Raw genomic sequence first — 19,926 nt, forward strand, 5'->3', positions numbered from 1 at the left:
ATGCTGAAGATTGGATCGCATGTTTCAATGAGCGGGAAAGGCATGCTTCTTGCTGCGAGTCAGGAAGCGGCTTCGTATGGCTCCAATACATTCATGATCTATACAGGGGCCCCTCAAAACACAAGACGTAAAAAAATCGAGGATTTAAATATCGAAGCCGGAAGATTGCATATGGAGGAAAATGGGATCAGTGATATCGTCGTCCATGCTCCGTATATCATTAATATAGGAAATACCACGAATCCAGCCACATACGAACTTGGAGTCAACTTCTTACGCAGTGAAATCGATCGGACCGAAGCGATTGGCGCAAGGCAGATCGTACTTCATCCAGGTGCGCATGTCGGTGCTGGAAGCGAACTGGGAATCAAGAGAATCATCGAAGGTTTGAATGAAGTGCTGACTGCCGACGATAAAGTTCAGATTGCCCTTGAAACGATGGCGGGTAAGGGTTCCGAATGTGGCAGATCTTTCGAAGAGCTGGCGATGATCATTGATGGTGTGACCCATAATGAAAAATTATCGGTTTGCTTCGATACTTGCCATACTCACGATGCCGGATATAATATCATCGAGGATTTCGATGGAGTACTGAATGAATTTGATAAAGTGGTCGGTGTTGACCGAATCAAGGTACTTCACATAAACGATAGCAAAAACGAACGCGGCACGCGTAAGGACCGCCATGAAAACATTGGTTTCGGTTATATTGGTTTTAAGGCTTTGAATGATATTGTCCACCATCCGCAATTAAGCTCTGTTCCTAAAATCCTGGAAACACCTTATGTAGGGGAAGACAAAAAAGACAAAAAGGCCCCATATAAATTCGAAATTGATATGTTCAAGAATAAACAATTTGAAGAAGATTTATTGGAAAAGATCAGATTCCAATAATCACAAATAGAAAGGGACGATTCATCGATATGAAGATGAATCGTCCTTTCATTTTGCATTTGGATTAAGTATGCTCAAATAAAGACTGTCGTCAGCAGGCTTGGAATCTTTAAAAATTGGATGTAAGGTTGTTGAAGAGGGATTCTATTTCCCTGGCCGTGCTTGCTCCGGCAACTTTTGTAATTTGACCAAGTACGTTCTGTCTTTGACGTATATCAAAAATGTTAATATTTTTACCGGCTAGAAGTGCAGTAATATCCTGTGCTTGTTTTTGGGTGAGTGAAACCTTATGCTGTTTAGCAAGGGAAAGCAGTTCATCTGGGCGTATACTATTGATTTTATGATTGACCATCATTTCAAATAATTTCAAACGATCTCCTCCTTTGTTAAAACATATGAAGGAAGTGGATGTATGTGAACATGAAACTTTGTTTGATTACGAAATTGGTTCAGATAACATTTTTTTGTGATTCAAGGCATATCGGGACTTGTTCGGAGGACCGGATTCTTTACATCTGGACTTCTTTGATTTATACTAACGATTGTTAATCGTAATGATTCTTAAAAAATAGGTGATCTCTTTGGATAATGTAGTAAACCCCATAGTTAAATTTGAAGATATATCTTACAAATATACAAAAGATCTGGTACTGGAACATGTTTCGCTTGAAATTCCCAAAGGGGCATTCCTAGCTATCGTCGGGCCGAATGGATCCGGTAAATCAACGCTTTTGAAGTTGCTGCTTGGTCTGTTCAAGCTCCAAAAGGGGAAAATTGAAATATTCGGTGAAGACATTCGGCGCTTTAAAGATTGGCAAAAGGTCGGGTTCGTTTCCCAAAAGGCGAATTCCTTCAACTCAGGATTCCCTGCCACTGTATTTGAGGTGGTTCAGAGCGGTTTGACCAAAAAAATAGGCTTATTTAAGTTCGCTGGCAAAGAGGATAAGCAAAAGGTGAAGAAGGCTCTGAAATCAGTGGACATGCTGGAATATCAAAACCGCAATATCGGGGAATTGTCCGGAGGCCAGCAGCAGAGGGTATTCATTGCCCGTTCACTGGTCAGCGAGCCGGAATTGATGATATTGGATGAGCCCACTGTTGGCGTTGATTCAAAAAACGTCCACCAATTTTATGAAATGCTTGAGATGTTGAATAAAAAATTAGGAATAACCCTGATTTTAGTAACCCATGATGTTGGTACTGTGACCGATAAAGTCACACATGTCGCCTGCTTGAATAAAAAGCTTCATTTTCATGGGGATGCCTGTGAATATAATGAGTTGGATGAAGGTGAACTCTCGTCCATTTATGGACATGGAGTCCAATTTTTAAATCATGATCATTAATATGTTTTGGAGGATAGCCCAATGATATCGGGGATATTGCAATTTGAATTTTTGCAGAACGCATTCTTGACCGGAATCATCATCGGAGCGATTGCGCCATTAGTGGGCGTTTTTGTCGTGGTAAGGCGGATGTCGATGATTTCCGATGCGCTCAGTCATGTAGCGCTTGCTGGTATAGCGTTCAGTTTATTGCTGCAGAAGAGCTTTCTATCTTTAGCAGGATTGAATCCACTTTATATTGGAATGGCGTTTTCTGTAGGTGGTTCATTATTCATCGAAAAATTAAGAGGGGTGTACAAGCATTATCAAGAGCTTGCAATCCCGATCATTATGTCCGGCGGCATGGGTCTTAGTGTCATCTTCATATCCATTGCTGATGGTTTCAATACGGATTTATATGGTTATTTATTCGGCAGTGTCAGTGCCGTCAGCCGGGCGGACTTGTACGTCATTTTGGCAGTGGGGCTAGTCGTAGCCTTGATGCTCACTTTATTGTATAAAGAATTATTTCTGTTATCATTTGATGAAGAGCATGCCAAAGCGTCTGGAATCCCTTATAAAGCGATTCATTTTATTTTTATCGTCATGGTCGCATTGGTTATTGCCGCTTCCATGAAAATCATTGGCATATTACTTGTTTCTTCGCTCATGACGCTCCCGGTAGCAGCCAGTCTCCGCTTTGCCAAGGGCTTTAAGCAGATGATTGGTTATTCGGTATTATTCGGTGAAGTTTCCGTCATAGGCGGATTATTCTTATCATACAACCTTGACCTCGCTCCCGGCGGGACCATTGTAATAATAGCTGTACTAATTCTCATCTTGTCAATTTTGTTTGATAAGTGGAAAAATCGATAGATGGGGTGATGTATTTTGAACGTAACTACTGCCATGCAACTTTTAAAAGATAAAGGTTTTAAGCATACAGGAAAGAGGGAAGAAATGCTTCAGCTTTTCTCTTCCAGCGATAAATATTTAACAGCCAAAGATGTATTGGAGAATATGAAACAGGATTATCCAGGTTTAAGCTTCGATACGATTTACAGAAATCTTTCATTATTTGTCGAACTGGGCATCTTTGAAGCGACCGAGTTGGAAGGGGAAAAGCGTTTTCGTTTTACATGCGGTCATTCTTCCCACCATCACCACTTCATCTGTTTGAACTGTGGAAAAACGAAAGAAATTGAATTGTGCCCGATGCAGGAACTTCAGGAAAGCTTGAAGGACTACGATGTTTCGGGGCATAAATTTGAAATTTACGGACGCTGTCCTGCATGCAGCGTATCTTTGGAAGCATAAAAACCATTGACCTCAAGTCAATGGTTTTTTCTTGTCTCATTTTATAGTTGCCGGTTCCCCTGACATCCATTGATTCACCCAGGCAGAGGCTTCTTGCCAATTGTTGACCCGAATCACCCTTTCAGGCACGGGATCTTGGTTGTAAGGGGTATTAAATAAAATCACGGGTATTTTACACTCTTCAGAAATCGCCACTGCATTATCGTGCTTGTCCTCCAAAAAGAGATCGACTTCGAATTTTTTGGCTGCAGCAATCTTATCGTGTGAACCTACAAGCTCTATATGATCATATAGGACTTGATTACTCGTGAACCAATTCTTCGTTACATCCAATAAACGGGAGCTCCTGGCACTGATGAAATAAAGGTTGGCTTGTTCTGTCCATTTTTCCAATACATCTTTTGCACCTTCAGCCAATAATGATTCGGAATAGATGAGCGGCTCGGTCTCGATGAACCATTTAGTGAAATCCTCTTTTGGAACATTCACGAAAGGCAATAAGTCATATTCGGTTATGTCTTCATATGCTAAATTCAGTTGAAATGCTTTATTTAAAAAGGGAACCATGGAATCAGGTCTTGTGACAGTCCCGTCTATATCGATGCCAAAACGTTTTTTCATGATGAATCTCTCCTCATTTTCAATACTTGTAATAGTGTAACATATCCCATCATAGCTTTGGTAAAAACCCGTATTTATTTCCAAGACATGAAACCATTTTCACGATGGGTTCCTGCGATTTTTACATACACTATAAATGCTTCACAAACGAAAGTGAGGGATGCACGAATGGAAAAAGATCAATACTCCAGTATTGACGATGAAATGCAATTGACGAAAGAGGGCAGTGAACCATCCGTTGTGGATGATCAGCATCATGAGCGGTATTATAATGAAGATAAACCTGAAGATGACAGACGATATGAGAGCGGTGAGACCATAACCAATATGGATAACCGTTATCAGGAAGAAACGTCTGCCGAGATTTCAACACCGCCTCAGCGAATCAGGTCATATAAAAATGATGAGAACGCAGAGGAGAATGGTTTGGGGAATGTGGCATCAAGAGGAAAAGCGATAGGTGTCATAGCATTGATCATCTCCATTTTATCGTTATTCATGATGCCTTTCATTTTAGGGATTGTGGGTATCATTGTAGGTATAGTGGCAAGAAGCCGGGGATCGAACCTGGGTACTTGGGCCATCGGCATAGGTGTTGTCTCCATCATCGTTGGCATATTTATCGCCCCGTTCTTTTAGCATCGTTAAACCCTTTGATGTCATTTACATCAAAGGGTTTTTCAAATGATAAAAAACAAAAAATCCCGATAATGAAAATTCGGGATTCTTTGTTTTATTTATTTAGTAATGCTGCTGCAGCAGCTTCGGCTCTTTGTTTTTCATAGTACTCTTCAGCGATTTTGTCAATTTCCTTTTTCAGTTCCTCGACCATCGTCTCCTCAGGCACTTTACGTACGATTTGACCTTTTCTAAACAGTAAACCTTCACCGCGGGCGCCGGCTATGCCGATATCAGCCTCACGGGCTTCTCCAGGGCCGTTTACCGCACAACCAAGCACTGATACCTTGATTGGTGCTTTAACCGTCTGGATGTACTCTTCAACTTCATTGGCGATGGAAATCAAATCAATCTCGATTCGACCGCAAGTTGGGCAGGAAATTAAAGTGGCCATGTTGGAAGCAAGGCCGAATACTTTTAGGAGTTCCCTTGCCACCTTCACCTCTTCGACGGGATCGGCACTTAAGGAAACACGAATCGTGCTTCCGATACCCTGACTTAGGATGGCACCTAGTCCGGCGGCGCTTTTTACGGTTCCGGAGAACAGTGTACCTGATTCCGTGATCCCAAGATGTAAAGGATAATCGAATGCTTTTGAAGCTTTTTCATATGCCTCGATTGCTAAATTCACATCGGAAGCTTTCATCGAAACGATAATATCATGAAAATCCAGATCTTCTAGGATCTTGATATGGTGTAAAGCACTTTCCACCATTCCATCAGCAGTCGGGTAGCCATATTTCTCGAGGATTTTCTTCTCTAGAGAACCAGCATTGACGCCGATGCGGATTGGTATTCCTTTAGCCTTCGCAGCTTTCACGACTGCTTCAACCTTTTCACGGCGTCCGATATTACCAGGGTTTATCCTGATTTTATCCGCGCCGCCTTCGATTGCCTTCAGAGCAAGTTTGTAATCGAAATGAATATCGACTACAAGAGGGATGTTTATCCGTTTTTTTATCTCAGAGATTGCGTCAGCTGCCCTTTCATCCGGACAGGCGACGCGTACGATTTGACATCCCGCCTCTTCAAGACGAAGGATTTCTGCAACCGTTGCTTCAACATCATGTGTTTTTGTTGTTGTCATGCTTTGTACGATAACTTCATTATTGCCGCCAATCGTTAAGTTTCCAACTTTAATTGGCCGCGTTTTGGTGCGATGTATGATTTCACTCAAGTGGAATTCTCTCCTTTAGGAAAAAATCAGTTTTGATTTTTAAATTGTTTCTCTGAAATATTGTATCAATGTACTTACCGCTTGACAAGGAAATAGGACGCATAATCTTTTTTCAATAAGTGACATTTCCTATTTAAGGGAGTTTTTGGTGTTTGGAAATCCCCTTAATTGTGTTTGTGAAGGCACTAATCCCCATATGAAAGTTATTTATAAACGGGAATTTTATAAGTTTTGCCAATCTGCATATTTTCGGGCTTCAATCCCTCATTCAAACTTTGAAAGTCAGAGATGATCGTTTCGATTGGGTGATTGGATTTGCCTTTTTCCTTTTCAACGATGGAGAGTAAGGTATCCCCGGGTTGCATGGTGATTTCTTTATAAGCGGCAGATGGTGCGGATGCAGGCTGGCTGGCAGGCACGGCCGGTTCGCCTGTAGAGGCAGGTGGATGGGAAGCCGGCAGGGTACCCGTAGTCAAATCAAAATATATAATAAATAAAGTGAAACAGAATGAGATAAAAAGCAGTAGCCGTTTCAATTTTCCATCCTCCCAAGCTTGTCTTTAATTCATCTATACTTGGAGGGGGCAAAAAATATGCCTAAAAATGGGCGATTTTTCAAATGGAATGTGAGAGTGGCCATTCAAATTGTCTATTTCAGTTGAGTAACATCCTTAATAGTTGAATGATTGCTGAGAAAGGAGCGAATTTCCTTTTGGGTCAGCCCACTCTTTTTTGCCTCCAATATGAGTAACAACCACTGTACATCAATATGACTCTCCTTCACGTCTATCCCCTCTTAAATCCTATTTCAATCATAAGTATAGTAATAACTGGGTGAGTATCTTGTCGAATTAAGTAGATATAAAAAATGATGACTGTAGTCATACGAGGGAATGGCAAGGATTGCCCGGTTTTGTGCAAAAGCAAAAAGATCCGGACCGAGGTGGGTCCGGATCTTATTTAACCTCAATTTCCCATCTTATTGGCTGATGTTTCTTTAATGGATAAATATAACATCATCAAGGTCACAAACCAGCTAATGATGGAAGCGAATGGTACAACTGCTTGAAAAGCATCCATGATGGTGAAGAAAATGGTGGCAAGAGTTATGCTGTATGCACTAATTCTCCAAAGATGCCTGTAGGAAAGTGGACGGCCAAGAGCGTTCTTGAAAAAAAGACCAAAAGCAGCAATGATTGTCACTTTAATGAAGATTCCGCTAGCAGTAAACAGGTATAATATGAGTAGAAGCAATGGAATGATGATCGGCAGCACAGATTCAACTGAATCAAGCCAAGTGGATATTTCCTGATTATTTCCCTCCAGAACTGAATAAGGAGAGGATTGCACATTGCCTCCGGATACGAAAACCAGGTCAGACTTCAAAAGTGCGATAGCCTCATCAGCTTCTGCAGCTACCTTTTCCGGGGTCAAGGCTCCCGTGCCATCCACAAAAATTTGATATCCGTTTTTATTCAGGCTAAATGGCTCATCTTCTTCAGTCGTCAACGTGCCATTTTTGATTTCAAATGCCGGTAAGTCTTCGGATACTGTTTCGTGCATGGCATCTATCCCGTCAACTATCATTGTACCGAAATAAAAAGCTGAAGGGAGAAAGGCGATGAGACTTATAAAGAAAACGTATAAAATCGTTTTCCCGATACCTTGGTTTTGAAAGGAAGCGATATCTTTAGGGGAAAATATGCTAACCCATAGTTGTTTGAATATGTTCAATGTTTTCAGCACCTATCTATATAAGATTCCTAACCAATTTTAACTATATGGGAAAAATAAAACAACCTGTATTCAGCTTCATTGGTTTCAAACAACAGTAATGAGGTAATTATGGAGAGATAAATCAAATTATAAATTAAATGAGAAAGGGGCTTTTGAGATATGGACACACTATTTTGGATAATAATCACCCTCATGTTCATAATGGGATTTGTCGGTCTGATTTTTCCAATCATCCCAAGTGTTTTGTTCATTTTTGGCGGGATATTGTTATATGGACTTTTTTATTCTTTTGAACCTTTTGGCTGGTTTTTCTGGACGGTCCAAATTTTATTCGTCATCCTTTTATTCGCAGCCGATTATATTGCCAACATGGTCGGGGTCAAAAAATATGGCGGCACGAAAGCGGGGATATGGGGCAGTACGATTGGGCTCCTGGTCGGGCCATTCGTGATTCCATTCGTCGGAATTCTGATAGGTCCATTCATCGGGGCATTCCTGGCAGAGATCCTGGTACATAAACAAGACCCTGTTACTGCTTCCAAAATCGGCCTAGGTTCCGTTGTAGGCTTTATAAGCAGCGTAATCACAAAAGGCATCATTCAGCTTCTGATGATAGGATATTTTATATTCGTGGTATTCTCATAGGAAAAATAATCGAAAAATGAAAAATTGAGGCATATGGTTTGAAACGGTTACAAAAATTTGATACTCTATTGCTAGCGAGCTTTAGGTATCTTTCGAGAACTGAAGCCCTCAAAAAAACAGCTTACATAGGGAGGAATTTTATTATGGCTTTTGAACTTCCACAATTACCGTATGCATATGATGCATTAGAACCACACATCGACAAAGAAACAATGAACATTCACCACACTAAACATCACAACACATATGTGACAAACCTGAACAATGCGCTTGAAGGCAACCAAGAACTTCTAAGCAAAAGCGTAGAAGAAATCGTCGCTAACCTTGACGCAGTACCTGAAGCTGTTCGTACAGCTGTACGCAACAATGGTGGCGGACACGCTAACCACACTTTATTCTGGGAAATCCTTTCACCTAACGGCGGCGGACAACCAACTGGTGAATTAGCGGATGCCATCACTTCAAAATTCGGAAGCTTTGACAGCTTTAAAGAAGAGTTCGCTAAAGCGGCTACTACTCGTTTCGGATCTGGCTGGGCTTGGCTTGCAGTCAACAATGGCGAGTTGGAAGTAACAAGTACACCTAACCAAGACAATCCATTATCAGAAGGTAAAACACCGCTACTTGGATTGGACGTTTGGGAGCATGCTTACTACTTAAACTACCAAAACCGCCGTCCTGAATACATCAATTCTTTCTGGAATGTTGTAAACTGGGATGAAGTTGCAAAACGTTACAGCGCTGCAAAATAATTTGTAATTAAAAAAGACGGGATTCCTTTTGTAAAAAGGAATCCCGTCTTTTTTTTGGTTTCTTTTATCCGAACCGGAATATTAAAGAAAAACAAATAAAGGCAACTCGTATTACTTGTTTCGCCCAAAAGAAATGAAAGAAATTCACAAGTAAAAGCTCCGAATTTACGAGAACGCATAAATTCACGAGTAAAATCTCCGAATTCACGAGAACGCATAAATTCACGAGTAAAATCTTCAAATTCACGAGTAAAAGCCCAAAAATCACGAGTAAAAGCCCGAAATTCACGAGTAAAAGCCCAAAACTCACGAGTAAAAGCCCAAAAATCACGAGTAACACTCCAATTCCTGAGTAAAAGCTCAAAATTCACGAGTAAAAGCTCAAAATTCACGAATAAAAGCAACGATTCACGAGTAAACACCCCAATTCATGAGTGAAAACTCGAAATACACGAGTGAAAGTCCGAATTCACGAGTGAACACCCCAAATTCATGAACATCCCCTTCGTCTCCCAATCGAAGAGTTTTCTTTATACTGTTCTTAATTTTATTTGAGAGAGCTTTTAAGGAAAACAGTATAAGTGCAACTACTTCTCTGTCATCGCCATCCTGGCCCTCCAATCGAAGAGTTTTCTTTATACTGTTCTTGATTTTATTTGAGAGAGCTTTTAAGGAAAACAGTATAAGGGCAACTACTTCTCTGTCATCGCCATCCTGGCTCGCCAATCGAAGAGTTTTCTTTATACTGTTCTTGATGTAAAGGGAAAAGATTATAAGGAAAACAGTATAAGGGCAACTACTTCTCTGTCATCGCCATCCTGGCTCGCCAGTCGAAGAGTTTTCTTTACACTGTTCTTGATTTTATTTGAAAGAGCTTTTAAGGAAAACAGTATAAGGGCAACTACTTCTCTGTCGTCGCCATCCTGGCTCGCCAATCGAAGAGTTTTCTTTACACTGTTCTTAATTTTATTTGAGAGAGCTTTTAAGGAAAACAGTATAAGGGCAACTACTTCTCTGTCATCGCCATCCTGGCTCGCCAATCGAAGAGTTTTCTTTATACTGTTACTGTTCAAGTTCAGAAGGAAAACAGTATAAGGGCAACTACTTCTCTGTCATCGCCATTCTGGCTCGCCAGTCGAAGAGTTTTCTTTATACTGTTCTTGATTTTATTTGAGAGAGCTTTTAAGGAAAACAGTATAAGGGCAACTACTTCTCTGTCTTCGCCATCCTGGTTCGCCAGTCGAAGAGTTTTCTTTATACTGTTCTTAATTTTATTTGAGAGAGCTTTTAAGGAAAACAGTATAAGGGCAACTACTTCTCTGTCTTCGCCAATCGAAGAGTTTTCTTTACCTTTTTTTACATAAATTCTTTTGTTTTTTCAAACACTAGAGTGGAATTTAAAGGAGAGTTAAAACAATGGGTATTTTAGAGAGATGGTTGGGTGAAGCGGGCGGGAAGAAGGATTTGCACCTCCTTTTGTTTATTGGCGGGCTGTACAGCCTAAGTATTGCTTTATCCAATACATTCGTTAATGTGTACTTGTGGAAACAATCCGGTCAAATAGTTGATATTGCCGTATATAATCTAACCGTGGTGCTTTTTCAACCGCTTACTTTTGTCTTTGCCGGCAGGCTCGCGAAAAAGGTTGACCGAATCATTGTTTTGCGACTGGGTGTTATCTTTTTGGCCCTGTTTTATTTATCGGTCCTATTGGTCGGCACACGGGCAACGGATTTCCTTTGGTTGCTTGGTGGGCTGTTAGGAATCGGTTATGGGTTTTATTGGCTTGCCTATAATGTCTTGACTTTTGAAATAACTGAACCGGAAACCAGGGATTTCTTCAATGGATTTTTAGGGATTTTATCATCCATTGGGGGAATGGTCGGCCCGATTCTTTCAGGGTTCATCATTTCGAGGCTTGAGAAATTCACGGGATATTCCATTGTATTCGGGCTGTCTTTGCTATTGTTTTCCATTGCGGTTTTTCTTAGCTTTTCGTTAAAAAGACGTCCGGCTCATGGCAGGTACTGCTTCTTTAGGATATTGCAGGAACGGAAAAATAATCGGAATTGGCTCTTGATCACTCGTGCTCACTTTTTTCAAGGGATACGAGAGGGCACATTCATGTTCATCATTTCGATTACCGTTTTCATTCAGACGGATAGTGAACTTGCCTTAGGGAGCTATGGTCTGTTAAATTCGGCCATATCATTCGTTGCGTATTTTTTTGCTTCACGATATATAAAACAGCCGATGCGCAAAAAGGCGATACTTATTGGAGGAATCCTGTTGTATGCAGGGGTCTTATTGATTGCATTTGATATCACATTCGGGAAGCTTCTCATTTATGGGGCAATTGTCGCTACCGCATATCCAATTCTTTTGGTCCCATATATATCTCTGACTTATGATATTATAGGCCGGGCTTGGAAAGCAGCGGAAATGAGGATTGAATATATCGTTGTCCGGGAATTGTTCGTTCATATTGGAAGGATTGTATCCATATCAGGTTTCATACTTTCCGTCATGTTATTCGACCTAAAGCAATTACTGCCGGTTTATCTGTTGATCGTCGGGGCAGGGCATACCGTGATATATTGGTTTGTACGGAAAATCGATATCATTGACCAAGATTGAAAAGAGGCCTTAGAGGCCTTTTTTCAATATACATGACTTACGGATTTAGGATATATGAGCCGTAAGTCACTTTTTATGTAAAGTTCGTTAGATGTTTAATATTTCTAGAACACTAAGGTAGAAAAAAATATAAATGTTCTATAGAATGGTATAGGACCTATTATGACTATGTAAAAAGGATGTGTGGCTTAGTGTGAATAAAAAGAAAAAGAAAAAGACGCATGTGCCTTTCAGATTGAATATTCTTTTCTTTTTAGTGTTTGTTTTGTTTTCCGCTTTAATTTTACGCTTGGGTGTTGTACAGATTGTTTATGGTGATGATTACCGGCGTGAGATTGAAAGAACAGAGGAAGTGACCGTGAATAATTCGGTGCCCCGTGGGAAAATGTATGACCGTAATTTAAAACTTATGGTCGATAACCAACCACTGGATGCAATTACATATACACGAAAGCAAGGTACGAAACAAACAGAAATGGTGGAAACGGCTGAGAAACTCGCGAAGTTGATCGAAAAGGAACCAAACAAAGTGACTGAGCGCGATAAAAAGGATTTTTGGATTTTGAAGAATCCGAAGCTGGCCGAGAAAAAGATTACGGATAAAGAACGGAAAAAAGTGGAAGAGGGCGAGATGGAAGAAAGTGATCTTTATAAGCTTCAGCTTGATCGGATTACTGATGAAGAAACAAAGCTTTCGGAAAATGATCTGGAGGTCCTTGCCATCTATAGGGAATTTGCAAGCGGATATGCCCTTACCCCGCAAATTGTGAAAAACAAGAAAGTAACAAAAGAAGAATTCGCCAAGGTGAGTGAAAACCTTGATTCGCTCCCAGGGGTCGATATATCTACAGATTGGGATCGTTTTTATACATATAATAAAACACTTAAATCTGTATTGGGTAAAGTTTCCTCATCCGAAGAAGGGTTGCCTAGTGAAAGCCTGAACTACTACCTTGCACGTGATTACAGCCGGAATGACCGTGTAGGAAAGAGCTATATTGAGGCGCAATATGAAGATATCCTTCAAGGGCAGAAAGCGAAAGTAAGGAATGTGACCGATAAATCAGGAAATGTCGTCGATTCCGAAGTGGTTACCGAAGGTTCGCGAGGAAAAGATCTTATATTGACAGTTGATATGGATTTACAGCTTGCAACAGAGGAAATCATTGAAAAGCAATTGATTGCCAAGAAAAAAATGGGTAACACCAAATTCTTGGACAGGGCCTTTGTCGTCATGATGGATCCCGATACAGGAGAAGTATTGACGATGGCTGGCAAGAAATATGAGAAAGATCCAAAAACAGGGAAATCCTCCATTGAGGACTTCGCATTAGGAAATATCACGACTTCCTATACGATGGGGTCTGCGGTTAAAGGTGCTACCGTTTTAACCGGTTATCATGAAGGTGCGATCCAGCCGGGTACGTACTTTTATGATACGAAACTGAAAATCAAAGGTACACCAGCAAAAGGTTCATATAGTAACTTCGGGAACATTAATGATTTGACAGCATTGAAGGTATCTTCGAACGTTTATATGTTCAGGACGGCCATTAATATTGCAGGTGCGCATTATGTGCCGAATGAGCCATTGAATATTAGTTCTAGCGCCTTTTCGACCATGCGGAATTCATTTGCCCAGTTTGGCTTGGGAGTCCGTACAGGGATTGATCTCCCGAATGAAATGAGCGGGTTCAAAGGTTCCGAAACATCTCCAGGTAAGCTGCTTGACCTTGCTATCGGACAGTATGATACGTACACACCAATGCAGCTCGCGCAATATGTTTCTGCCATTGCGAATGGCGGTAACCGCATGAAGCCGCATATGGTTAAGGAAATCCGTGATCCTGTTGATAATAATGAGCAATTGGGACCTGTTGCCGAAGACGTTTCACCGACTGTCCTTAATCGTCTTGATATGAAGGAAGAGTGGATTGAACGTGTTCAGAGCGGTTTCGATAAAGTTGCGATGGAACAAGGCGGAACGGCTTATAAGTATTTTGGGAATAAACCGTATACAGTGGCAGCTAAAACCGGGACGGCGGAAGCATTCTATGACGGCCCGAACCGGTTGGATTATAGCGAGCCCCAAGAAACGATGAACATCACGCTTGTTGGCTATGCCCCAGCCAAAAATCCGGAGGTCGCTTTTGCGGTCGTTGTACCGTGGGCATACCAAGGACATTCAGGCCATAGCATGAGTAAAGAGATAGGTGAAGAAATTATGGATACTTATTTCGAACTGAAAAAAGAACGGGCTAAGAAGGATAAGGAAAATACCGAAACCTCGACCGATTTGAAGGTGGAGAATGGTAAAGACGTTCAAAAGGACCAGGCTGAAGTTAGAAAAAGCCAGGAAAATGAATAATAAAAGGTTAAAAACACGTTTTTGGGTAAAACCGGAAACGTGTTTTTTTGCATTTTAAGAAAGGGATCAGCACTGTTCTTACATCTTTACAATAAGCACACAATTATTTACTCAATATTTACAAATGCTTTAAACGGAATTTACAGTCTGAAAGTATGATGTGAGAGTAGGACAAAATATTCATATAAAATTCTTAGGGGGATTTACAAATGAGACGTTTCAAATTTATGGCTATGACCGCAGTAATGGGTGGAGTAATCGCAGTGGCAGCTGGATGTGGATCTAATGATACTTCAAACAGCGGTAAAGGAAATGAAGCGGCTTCAGATCAACTCAAGGGAGAAGTTATTACGGATGGTTCTTCAACGGTCTTTCCGATCATGGAGGCAGTTGCGGAAGAATATATGGCTACACAGCCTGATGTGAAGGTTTCAGTGGGATCGTCAGGAACAGGTGGGGGATTCAAGAAATTCATCGCTGGTGATACGGACCTAGCCAATGCATCCCGCCCGGTGAAAGAAGAAGAAAGTGCCTTACTTGATGAAAAGGGTGTTAAATATACAGAATTGAAACTGGCATTTGACGGTATTTCAATCGTTGCCAATAAAGATAATGATTTCATCGATTCACTAACAGTTGAAGAACTTCAAAAACTGTGGATTGATAATGGAAAGGTGAAGAAATGGTCTGATATACGTCCTGAATGGCCGAACGAAGAAATTAAATTCTACTCTCCGGGAACAGATTCTGGAACATATGATTATTTCAATGAAGTGATCCTTGAAGAAAAACCAATGGTGGAAAATGCTACGCTTTCAGAAGACGATAACGTTCTTGTACAAGGTGTAGAAGGCGATAAAAATGCGATTGGATTCTTCGGTTATGCCTACTACTCTGAAAATAAAGATAAGTTAAAGATCATTTCCATCGACAACGGCAAAGGTGCTGTAGAGCCAACGCATGAAACAATTAAAAGTGGGGAGTATGCACCATTGTCACGTCCACTTTACACATATGTAGCTAATAAGTCGGTAGCTGAAAAAGAACAAGTTGCAGATTATACTCAATTCGTCATTGAAAATGCAGGAGAGCTTGCAGAAGAAGTGGGTTATATCAGCCTGCCGGAAGAAGAGTACCAGAAAGATCTTGATAAATTAAAAGAATTGGAAAAATAAAAGATATTACAGGCTATTGAAATCCCGCCTTGACTCGATTGAGGCGGGGGTAACAGCTTGTAATTCCAAATATTGCGTGTCTGAAATGGAGGATGCAAGTTGGAACTTAGAAAAACAGAAACCTATTCTGTACAGCAAATGATTCTGGAAAAGAAAAGTAAGAAAAAAATCAATTTGGAAAAAGTCATGCCTAAACTTTTGTTCCTTACGGCGGCAATTTCCGTTTTTACTACAATCGGGATCATCCTGACCCTTATATTTGAAACATTCATCTTTTTTGACAGAGTATCCATCGTCGAATTTTTTACGGAAGCTAAATGGCTGCCATTTGCATCTGCACCTTCCTATGGGATTATGCCCCTTATTGTTGGAACGTTGAAGATAACAGTCATAGCAGCGGTGGTTGCAGTTCCAGTAGGACTTGCAACAGCCATTTTCTTGAGTGAATATGCATCAGAGAAAACACGGAGAATCATCAAGCCGATTTTAGAAGTTTTAGCTGGGATTCCTACTATCGTTTATGGCTTTTTTGCCTTAACTTTTGTAACACCGGTTTTGCGGGATTTATTTCCTTCCCTTGACATGTTCAATGCCCTGAGTCCTGGAATCGTCGTAGGTATCATGATCATGCCGATGATAGCTTCTTTGTCAGAAGATGCCCTGGTATCAGTGCCGAAGTCGATTCGCGAAGGTGCGTATGCTTTAGGAGCAACGAAACTTGAAACGACAATTAAAGTGGTATTGCCAGCAGCCATTTCTGGAATTGTGGCATCCATCGTTCTTGCTTTATCCAGAGCGATCGGGGAAACCATGATTGTGAGTGTTGCCGGTGGCTCGACCCCAAATATGAGCATGGATGTCACTTCATCGATTCAAACGATGACCGCTTATATCGTTCAGGTCAGTTCGGGGGATGCAGGGTATGGGACAACGATTTACTACAGCATATATGCGGTTGGAATGACACTGTTCGTCTTTACGCTTGTCATGAATTTACTGGCGCAGTTCATCTCTCGCAAGTTCAGGGAGGAATATTAAGTCATGAAACTGATAAACAAAAGTCATGTTGCAAAAAAAATGCCTGCTAGGCTTGCAGTTAACACGATTTGTAAAGGATTATTCTTCTTGGCAACATTGGTTGGCCTCCTCGTATTGGCCATCTTATTTTATCGGATATTCACTCAAGGAATTGGTAGTCTGAATGGGGATTTCCTTCAGAATTTCGCTTCCAGGAAACCTGAAGAAGCTGGTATAAAGGCAGCGCTGATCGGTTCAATATGGTTGATGGTAGTGGTGGCCCCGGTTTCCCTGCTGCTTGGTGTTGGAACGGCCATTTATTTAGAGGAATATGCGAGGAAGAATTGGATCACCACTTTTATCAAAGTGAATATTTCCAATCTGGCAGGTGTCCCGTCAATTGTATTTGGACTACTGGGCTTAACGGTTTTCGTTCGTGCTCTTGCCTTGGACCGGTCCATATTGGCAGCGGGCCTGACCATGAGCCTCCTCGTTCTCCCGGTCATCATAGTCGCTGCCCAGGAGGCCATACGTGCCGTACCTCGTGATTTAAGGGAAGCTTCGTTTGGAATGGGTGCAACAAAGTGGCAAACCATTTTGAAAGTGGTCCTGCCTGCTGCGATACCTGGCATTTTAACTGGAGGAATACTTGCTTTGTCACGGGCAATCGGTGAAACGGCGCCATTGGTGGTGGTTGGCATTCCAATGTTCATCGCCTTCTTACCTCAAACGGTCATGGATACATTTACAGTGCTGCCAATGCAAATCTATAATTGGACATCTCGTCCGCAGGAGGAATTCCAGCAGGTTGCTGCAGCGGGAATCATCGTTTTACTCATCCTGTTAATAATCATGAATTCAATAGCCGTTATAATTCGAAATAAATTCCAGAAAAGATACTGATAGGAGGAAGGAAGCATGAATATGACCTTAACGAGAGAAAAAGAGTCACCGGCTATCGAAATCGATAATGTCGGATCAGCTGCCTTGTCGGAAAAGGTGTATGAAACATCCAATCTTAATTTATGGTATGGAGAAAACCATGCTTTGAAAAATATTAATCTGGATATGCACCAAAATGAAGTGACGGCCATCATAGGGCCTTCAGGATGTGGGAAATCCACCTACATTAAAACATTGAACCGAATGATAGAACTAGTCCCGGATGTGAAAACGACAGGACAGATTAAATATAGGAACAGGAATATCCTTGATCAGTCCTATAAGGTGGAAGATTTAAGGACACAGGTGGGGATGGTCTTCCAAAAGCCTAATCCCTTTCCTAAATCCATTTATGAAAATGTTGTATATGGACCAAAGATCCATGGAATTAAAAATAAAAAAATTCTTGATGAGATTGTCGAAAAGAGTTTAAAAGGGGCAGCGATTTGGGATGAAGTGAAAGACCGTCTGCATGAAAATGCATATGGACTTTCAGGCGGACAGCAACAGCGCCTTTGTATTGCCAGATGTTTGGCAATCGAACCAGATGTCATTCTAATGGATGAACCTACTTCTGCCCTTGATCCGATATCAACGTTGAAAATAGAAGAATTGGTCCAGGAACTGAAAAAGGATTTCAGCATCATCATCGTTACCCATAACATGCAGCAGGCAGCACGTATCTCTGATAGAACAGCCTTCTTCTTAAATGGGGAAGTCATCGAATATTCTGATACAAATACCATCTTCTCTAATCCGAATGATAAAAGAACAGAAGATTACATTACCGGACGTTTCGGTTAAGAGAAAAGGAGATGCGATAATGATCGTTCGTGAAAATTTCGAGCTTCAATTGAAAGAGCTGCAAGAGAAAATCGTGAAGTTGGCTAATTTAGCTTCAGGTGCCATATCAAAATCATATGCCGCACTGGAAAGCAATAATGTAGATGAGGCTCTTGAAGTTATTGATGATGATACAATAGCTGATTTACTGGAAGAGGAAATAAATGACTTTGCGATTTTACTGATTGCTAAGCAACAGCCGGTTGCGATTGATTTAAGGCGTATCATTGCAGCCATAAAAATCGCCTCGGATATTGAAAGGATGGCAGACTTTGGTGTGAATATCGCCAAATCGGCGATCCGAATCGGTGACCAGCCATTTATTCTACCTTTAACACCATTAAAGCAGATGCATGATATTACATTAAAGATGATTCGACTTTCAATAGAAGCATTTGAGAAGGAAGATGTTGTTCTTTCAAGAGAAATCATTGAAATGGATGATGAGGTTGATCGTTTTTATGGAGAAATGATTCGAAGTCTCCTACGCCTTTCAGATGAAAAAAACCTTCAGCAGGTTACGCAGCTTTCCCTAATTGCTCGATATTTAGAAAGGACAGCGGACCATACAACGAATATCGCAGAGAATATTTACTTCCTTGTAAGAGGGAGATATATCAGCAGGAATGAATGAACCTATCCTAATTGAAAAAAGAGAGGCTTTTTCTCGGACATAGTCCATTTAAAAGTCTCTCTTATTCATTAATGTGTCAATGTATTGGCCAATTGTCTATATGTCATATTATTCGTAACAACAAACTCGCCGATTTGTATTTTTTTCGAGAAATCCCGGTCATTCAGGTAAGCTTCAAATTCAGCAGCATCATCGATGATTTTTTCCTTGGAAAGGAGATCGGCAATCTCGGCTGTGGTCATATTTGTTTTCACTTTAATTGTATAGGTTGAAGCTTCCTTCTCCATTAAAACCTTATCCGGATCCTTTGGTTGGACGGTCTTTTTAGCTTCCTGGGTAGGAAGTGTAACGACGAATCCCTTCTTTACGAGCAATTCCTTAGCTTCCTCCGCAGTGGGAGTGGTGCCTTCGAACTTATCGGTGCCATAATAAAAGGCAGCAAAGATTGTTGTTGTAAAAATGATGCCGGCGGAAAGACCTTGCAGTCTTGCTTTATTCATGTTCATTCACCCCGCAATCTTTGCTGCTCGATCACTGAAATGGTTTGTTCCTTCGTTAACGAGGATTGTCTAGCGATCTGGTCCAAAGTGAGACCTTGACTATATAAAGATAGAACCTGGCTTTTTAGAATCTCATGTATGGGTTCGATATCATTGGAAGTGACAGTTGATTGATCCTTTACAGAGGGAACAGGGTCGTCCTGGATAACGAATTCCTCTTCAAGAAGGCTCTTTTCGTAAAGATTGTTGTTTTTAAACGAAACTATTTAAGGTTGAATGGAGCGGAAGTGCGAGACTCCTGCGGGAGCAGCGGGACAGGTGAGACCCCACAGGCGTTTACGCCGAGGAGGCTCACCGCCCGCACCAAGGAAAGCGAGCATCTGGAGGGGAAATCAACCACAACTCACTACCTGGTAAATAGCAACAAAGTATGTGAAAACAGCCTTACCGAAAAAGGAAATGATGAGAAGATAAGTGTTTCCATGTTTTCACCTTAGAAGATAATTTTCGACAATATACTTATAGTTTACGCATATTCGAAAAAAATTGGGGATTTTCATATTTTTATATTTTCGGAAGTAGGCAGTAAACTTCATTTATTGTCTGTTTTTTTTCAAATATTGTCGAAAAGCGATGTGACCGTCGTTGATGGAAAAAAATTAGG

At 41.0% G+C, this 19,926-nt stretch carries 24 protein-coding genes; 15 read left to right on the plus strand and 9 right to left on the minus strand.

The features are described 5' to 3' along the window. Positions 1–894: a deoxyribonuclease IV gene (locus tag AC2YHV_RS01675; protein WP_487372472.1), complete on the plus strand. Its 894-nt coding sequence runs from the start codon at positions 1–3 to the stop codon at positions 892–894. A gap of 109 nt (positions 895–1,003) precedes the next feature. On the opposite strand, the gene AC2YHV_RS01680 is transcribed toward AC2YHV_RS01675, so the two are convergent. Further along, positions 1,004–1,264 (minus strand): DUF2624 family protein, encoded by a 261-nt coding sequence (locus AC2YHV_RS01680; RefSeq protein WP_034308456.1) that lies wholly within the window; start codon positions 1,262–1,264, stop codon positions 1,004–1,006. A gap of 211 nt (positions 1,265–1,475) precedes the next feature. On the opposite strand from AC2YHV_RS01680, the gene AC2YHV_RS01685 reads away from it, so the two are divergent. The 3 genes from AC2YHV_RS01685 to AC2YHV_RS01695 are packed head-to-tail and all read left to right on the plus strand — an operon-like array spanning position 1,476 to position 3,536. After that, a complete protein-coding gene (locus tag AC2YHV_RS01685; RefSeq protein WP_440438882.1) occupies positions 1,476–2,240 on the plus strand; it encodes a metal ABC transporter ATP-binding protein in 765 nt (254 codons plus the stop codon). 21 nt (positions 2,241–2,261) lie between these two features. Beyond that, on the plus strand, positions 2,262–3,095 hold the full coding sequence (locus AC2YHV_RS01690) for a metal ABC transporter permease (RefSeq protein ID WP_034308452.1): 834 nt from the start codon (positions 2,262–2,264) through the stop codon (positions 3,093–3,095). A 15-nt stretch (positions 3,096–3,110) separates the two neighbouring features. Continuing rightward, positions 3,111–3,536, plus strand: a complete 426-nt coding sequence (locus AC2YHV_RS01695; RefSeq protein WP_034308449.1) for a Fur family transcriptional regulator — start codon at positions 3,111–3,113, stop codon at positions 3,534–3,536. 36 nt (positions 3,537–3,572) lie between these two features. Here the strand turns inward: AC2YHV_RS01695 and AC2YHV_RS01700 are convergent, their stop codons facing one another. Then, entirely contained in the window at positions 3,573–4,157 is a 585-nt protein-coding gene (locus AC2YHV_RS01700; protein WP_034308447.1) for a 5' nucleotidase, NT5C type, read from the minus strand. A 168-nt stretch (positions 4,158–4,325) separates the two neighbouring features. On the opposite strand from AC2YHV_RS01700, the gene AC2YHV_RS01705 reads away from it, so the two are divergent. Further along, positions 4,326–4,796 carry a DUF4190 domain-containing protein gene (locus AC2YHV_RS01705; protein WP_268563537.1) on the plus strand — a complete coding sequence of 157 codons (471 nt, stop codon included), beginning with the start codon at positions 4,326–4,328 and terminating at the stop codon, positions 4,794–4,796. Between the two features lie 94 nt (positions 4,797–4,890). On the opposite strand, the gene ispG is transcribed toward AC2YHV_RS01705, so the two are convergent. The 4 genes from ispG to AC2YHV_RS01725 all read right to left on the minus strand — a co-directional run bounded on the left by ispG (position 4,891) and on the right by AC2YHV_RS01725 (position 7,746). Continuing rightward, on the minus strand, positions 4,891–6,003 hold the full coding sequence (ispG, locus tag AC2YHV_RS01710) for a flavodoxin-dependent (E)-4-hydroxy-3-methylbut-2-enyl-diphosphate synthase (RefSeq protein WP_187050875.1): 1,113 nt from the start codon (positions 6,001–6,003) through the stop codon (positions 4,891–4,893). Between the two features lie 212 nt (positions 6,004–6,215). Then, positions 6,216–6,548 carry a type IV pilus assembly protein FimV gene (locus AC2YHV_RS01715; protein ID WP_057278832.1) on the minus strand — a complete coding sequence of 111 codons (333 nt, stop codon included), beginning with the start codon at positions 6,546–6,548 and terminating at the stop codon, positions 6,216–6,218. Between the two features lie 113 nt (positions 6,549–6,661). Beyond that, positions 6,662–6,796 carry an anti-repressor SinI family protein gene (locus AC2YHV_RS01720; protein WP_223255837.1) on the minus strand — a complete coding sequence of 45 codons (135 nt, stop codon included), beginning with the start codon at positions 6,794–6,796 and terminating at the stop codon, positions 6,662–6,664. A gap of 182 nt (positions 6,797–6,978) precedes the next feature. Continuing rightward, entirely contained in the window at positions 6,979–7,746 is a 768-nt protein-coding gene (locus AC2YHV_RS01725) for a DUF1189 domain-containing protein (RefSeq protein WP_487372473.1), read from the minus strand. A gap of 162 nt (positions 7,747–7,908) precedes the next feature. Between AC2YHV_RS01725 and AC2YHV_RS01730 the strand changes: the two genes are divergently transcribed. Both AC2YHV_RS01730 and sodA read left to right on the plus strand, forming a co-directional pair. Continuing rightward, positions 7,909–8,394 carry a DUF456 domain-containing protein gene (locus tag AC2YHV_RS01730; protein ID WP_048677991.1) on the plus strand — a complete coding sequence of 162 codons (486 nt, stop codon included), beginning with the start codon at positions 7,909–7,911 and terminating at the stop codon, positions 8,392–8,394. 143 nt (positions 8,395–8,537) lie between these two features. Then, positions 8,538–9,146, plus strand: coding sequence for a superoxide dismutase SodA (gene sodA / locus AC2YHV_RS01735; protein WP_034308436.1), 609 nt, complete (start codon positions 8,538–8,540; stop codon positions 9,144–9,146). Here sodA and AC2YHV_RS01740 read toward each other — a convergent pair. Together AC2YHV_RS01740 and AC2YHV_RS01745 are read right to left on the minus strand one after the other, a co-directional pair. After that, entirely contained in the window at positions 9,128–9,517 is a 390-nt protein-coding gene (locus AC2YHV_RS01740; protein ID WP_487372474.1) for a hypothetical protein, read from the minus strand. The two genes, sodA and AC2YHV_RS01740, sit on opposite strands and share 19 nt — an antisense overlap. A 37-nt stretch (positions 9,518–9,554) precedes the next feature. Then, entirely contained in the window at positions 9,555–9,872 is a 318-nt protein-coding gene (locus tag AC2YHV_RS01745; protein ID WP_487372475.1) for a hypothetical protein, read from the minus strand. Positions 9,873–10,562: 690 nt separating this feature from the next. Between AC2YHV_RS01745 and AC2YHV_RS01750 the strand changes: the two genes are divergently transcribed. From AC2YHV_RS01750 to phoU, 7 genes are all read left to right on the plus strand, one after another. Continuing rightward, positions 10,563–11,783, plus strand: coding sequence for an MFS transporter (locus AC2YHV_RS01750; protein ID WP_063575671.1), 1,221 nt, complete (start codon positions 10,563–10,565; stop codon positions 11,781–11,783). Positions 11,784–11,976: 193 nt separating this feature from the next. After that, a complete protein-coding gene (locus AC2YHV_RS01755; RefSeq protein WP_487372476.1) occupies positions 11,977–14,151 on the plus strand; it encodes a peptidoglycan D,D-transpeptidase FtsI family protein in 2,175 nt (724 codons plus the stop codon). Between the two features lie 209 nt (positions 14,152–14,360). After that, a complete protein-coding gene (locus AC2YHV_RS01760) occupies positions 14,361–15,326 on the plus strand; it encodes a PstS family phosphate ABC transporter substrate-binding protein (protein ID WP_057278828.1) in 966 nt (321 codons plus the stop codon). A 138-nt stretch (positions 15,327–15,464) separates the two neighbouring features. Continuing rightward, positions 15,465–16,364 (plus strand): phosphate ABC transporter permease subunit PstC, encoded by a 900-nt coding sequence (pstC, locus tag AC2YHV_RS01765; RefSeq protein WP_063577668.1) that lies wholly within the window; start codon positions 15,465–15,467, stop codon positions 16,362–16,364. A gap of 3 nt (positions 16,365–16,367) precedes the next feature. Next, the gene (gene pstA, locus AC2YHV_RS01770; protein WP_034308427.1) at positions 16,368–17,246 is read left to right on the plus strand and encodes a phosphate ABC transporter permease PstA; all 879 of its coding nucleotides are present in this window, start codon (positions 16,368–16,370) and stop codon (positions 17,244–17,246) included. A 15-nt stretch (positions 17,247–17,261) separates the two neighbouring features. Next, positions 17,262–18,089, plus strand: a complete 828-nt coding sequence (gene pstB, locus AC2YHV_RS01775) for a phosphate ABC transporter ATP-binding protein PstB (protein WP_371748449.1) — start codon at positions 17,262–17,264, stop codon at positions 18,087–18,089. A 19-nt stretch (positions 18,090–18,108) separates the two neighbouring features. Beyond that, entirely contained in the window at positions 18,109–18,762 is a 654-nt protein-coding gene (gene phoU / locus AC2YHV_RS01780; protein ID WP_048682139.1) for a phosphate signaling complex protein PhoU, read from the plus strand. 68 nt (positions 18,763–18,830) lie between these two features. On the opposite strand, the gene AC2YHV_RS01785 is transcribed toward phoU, so the two are convergent. Further along, positions 18,831–19,262 (minus strand): hypothetical protein, encoded by a 432-nt coding sequence (locus AC2YHV_RS01785; protein ID WP_487372477.1) that lies wholly within the window; start codon positions 19,260–19,262, stop codon positions 18,831–18,833. Positions 19,263–19,432: 170 nt separating this feature from the next. On the opposite strand from AC2YHV_RS01785, the gene AC2YHV_RS01790 reads away from it, so the two are divergent. Further along, positions 19,433–19,759 (plus strand): hypothetical protein, encoded by a 327-nt coding sequence (locus tag AC2YHV_RS01790; protein WP_487372478.1) that lies wholly within the window; start codon positions 19,433–19,435, stop codon positions 19,757–19,759. Positions 19,760–19,926 lie beyond the last annotated feature (167 nt).

This window comes from Peribacillus sp. SRI_006 (assembly GCF_057586375.1).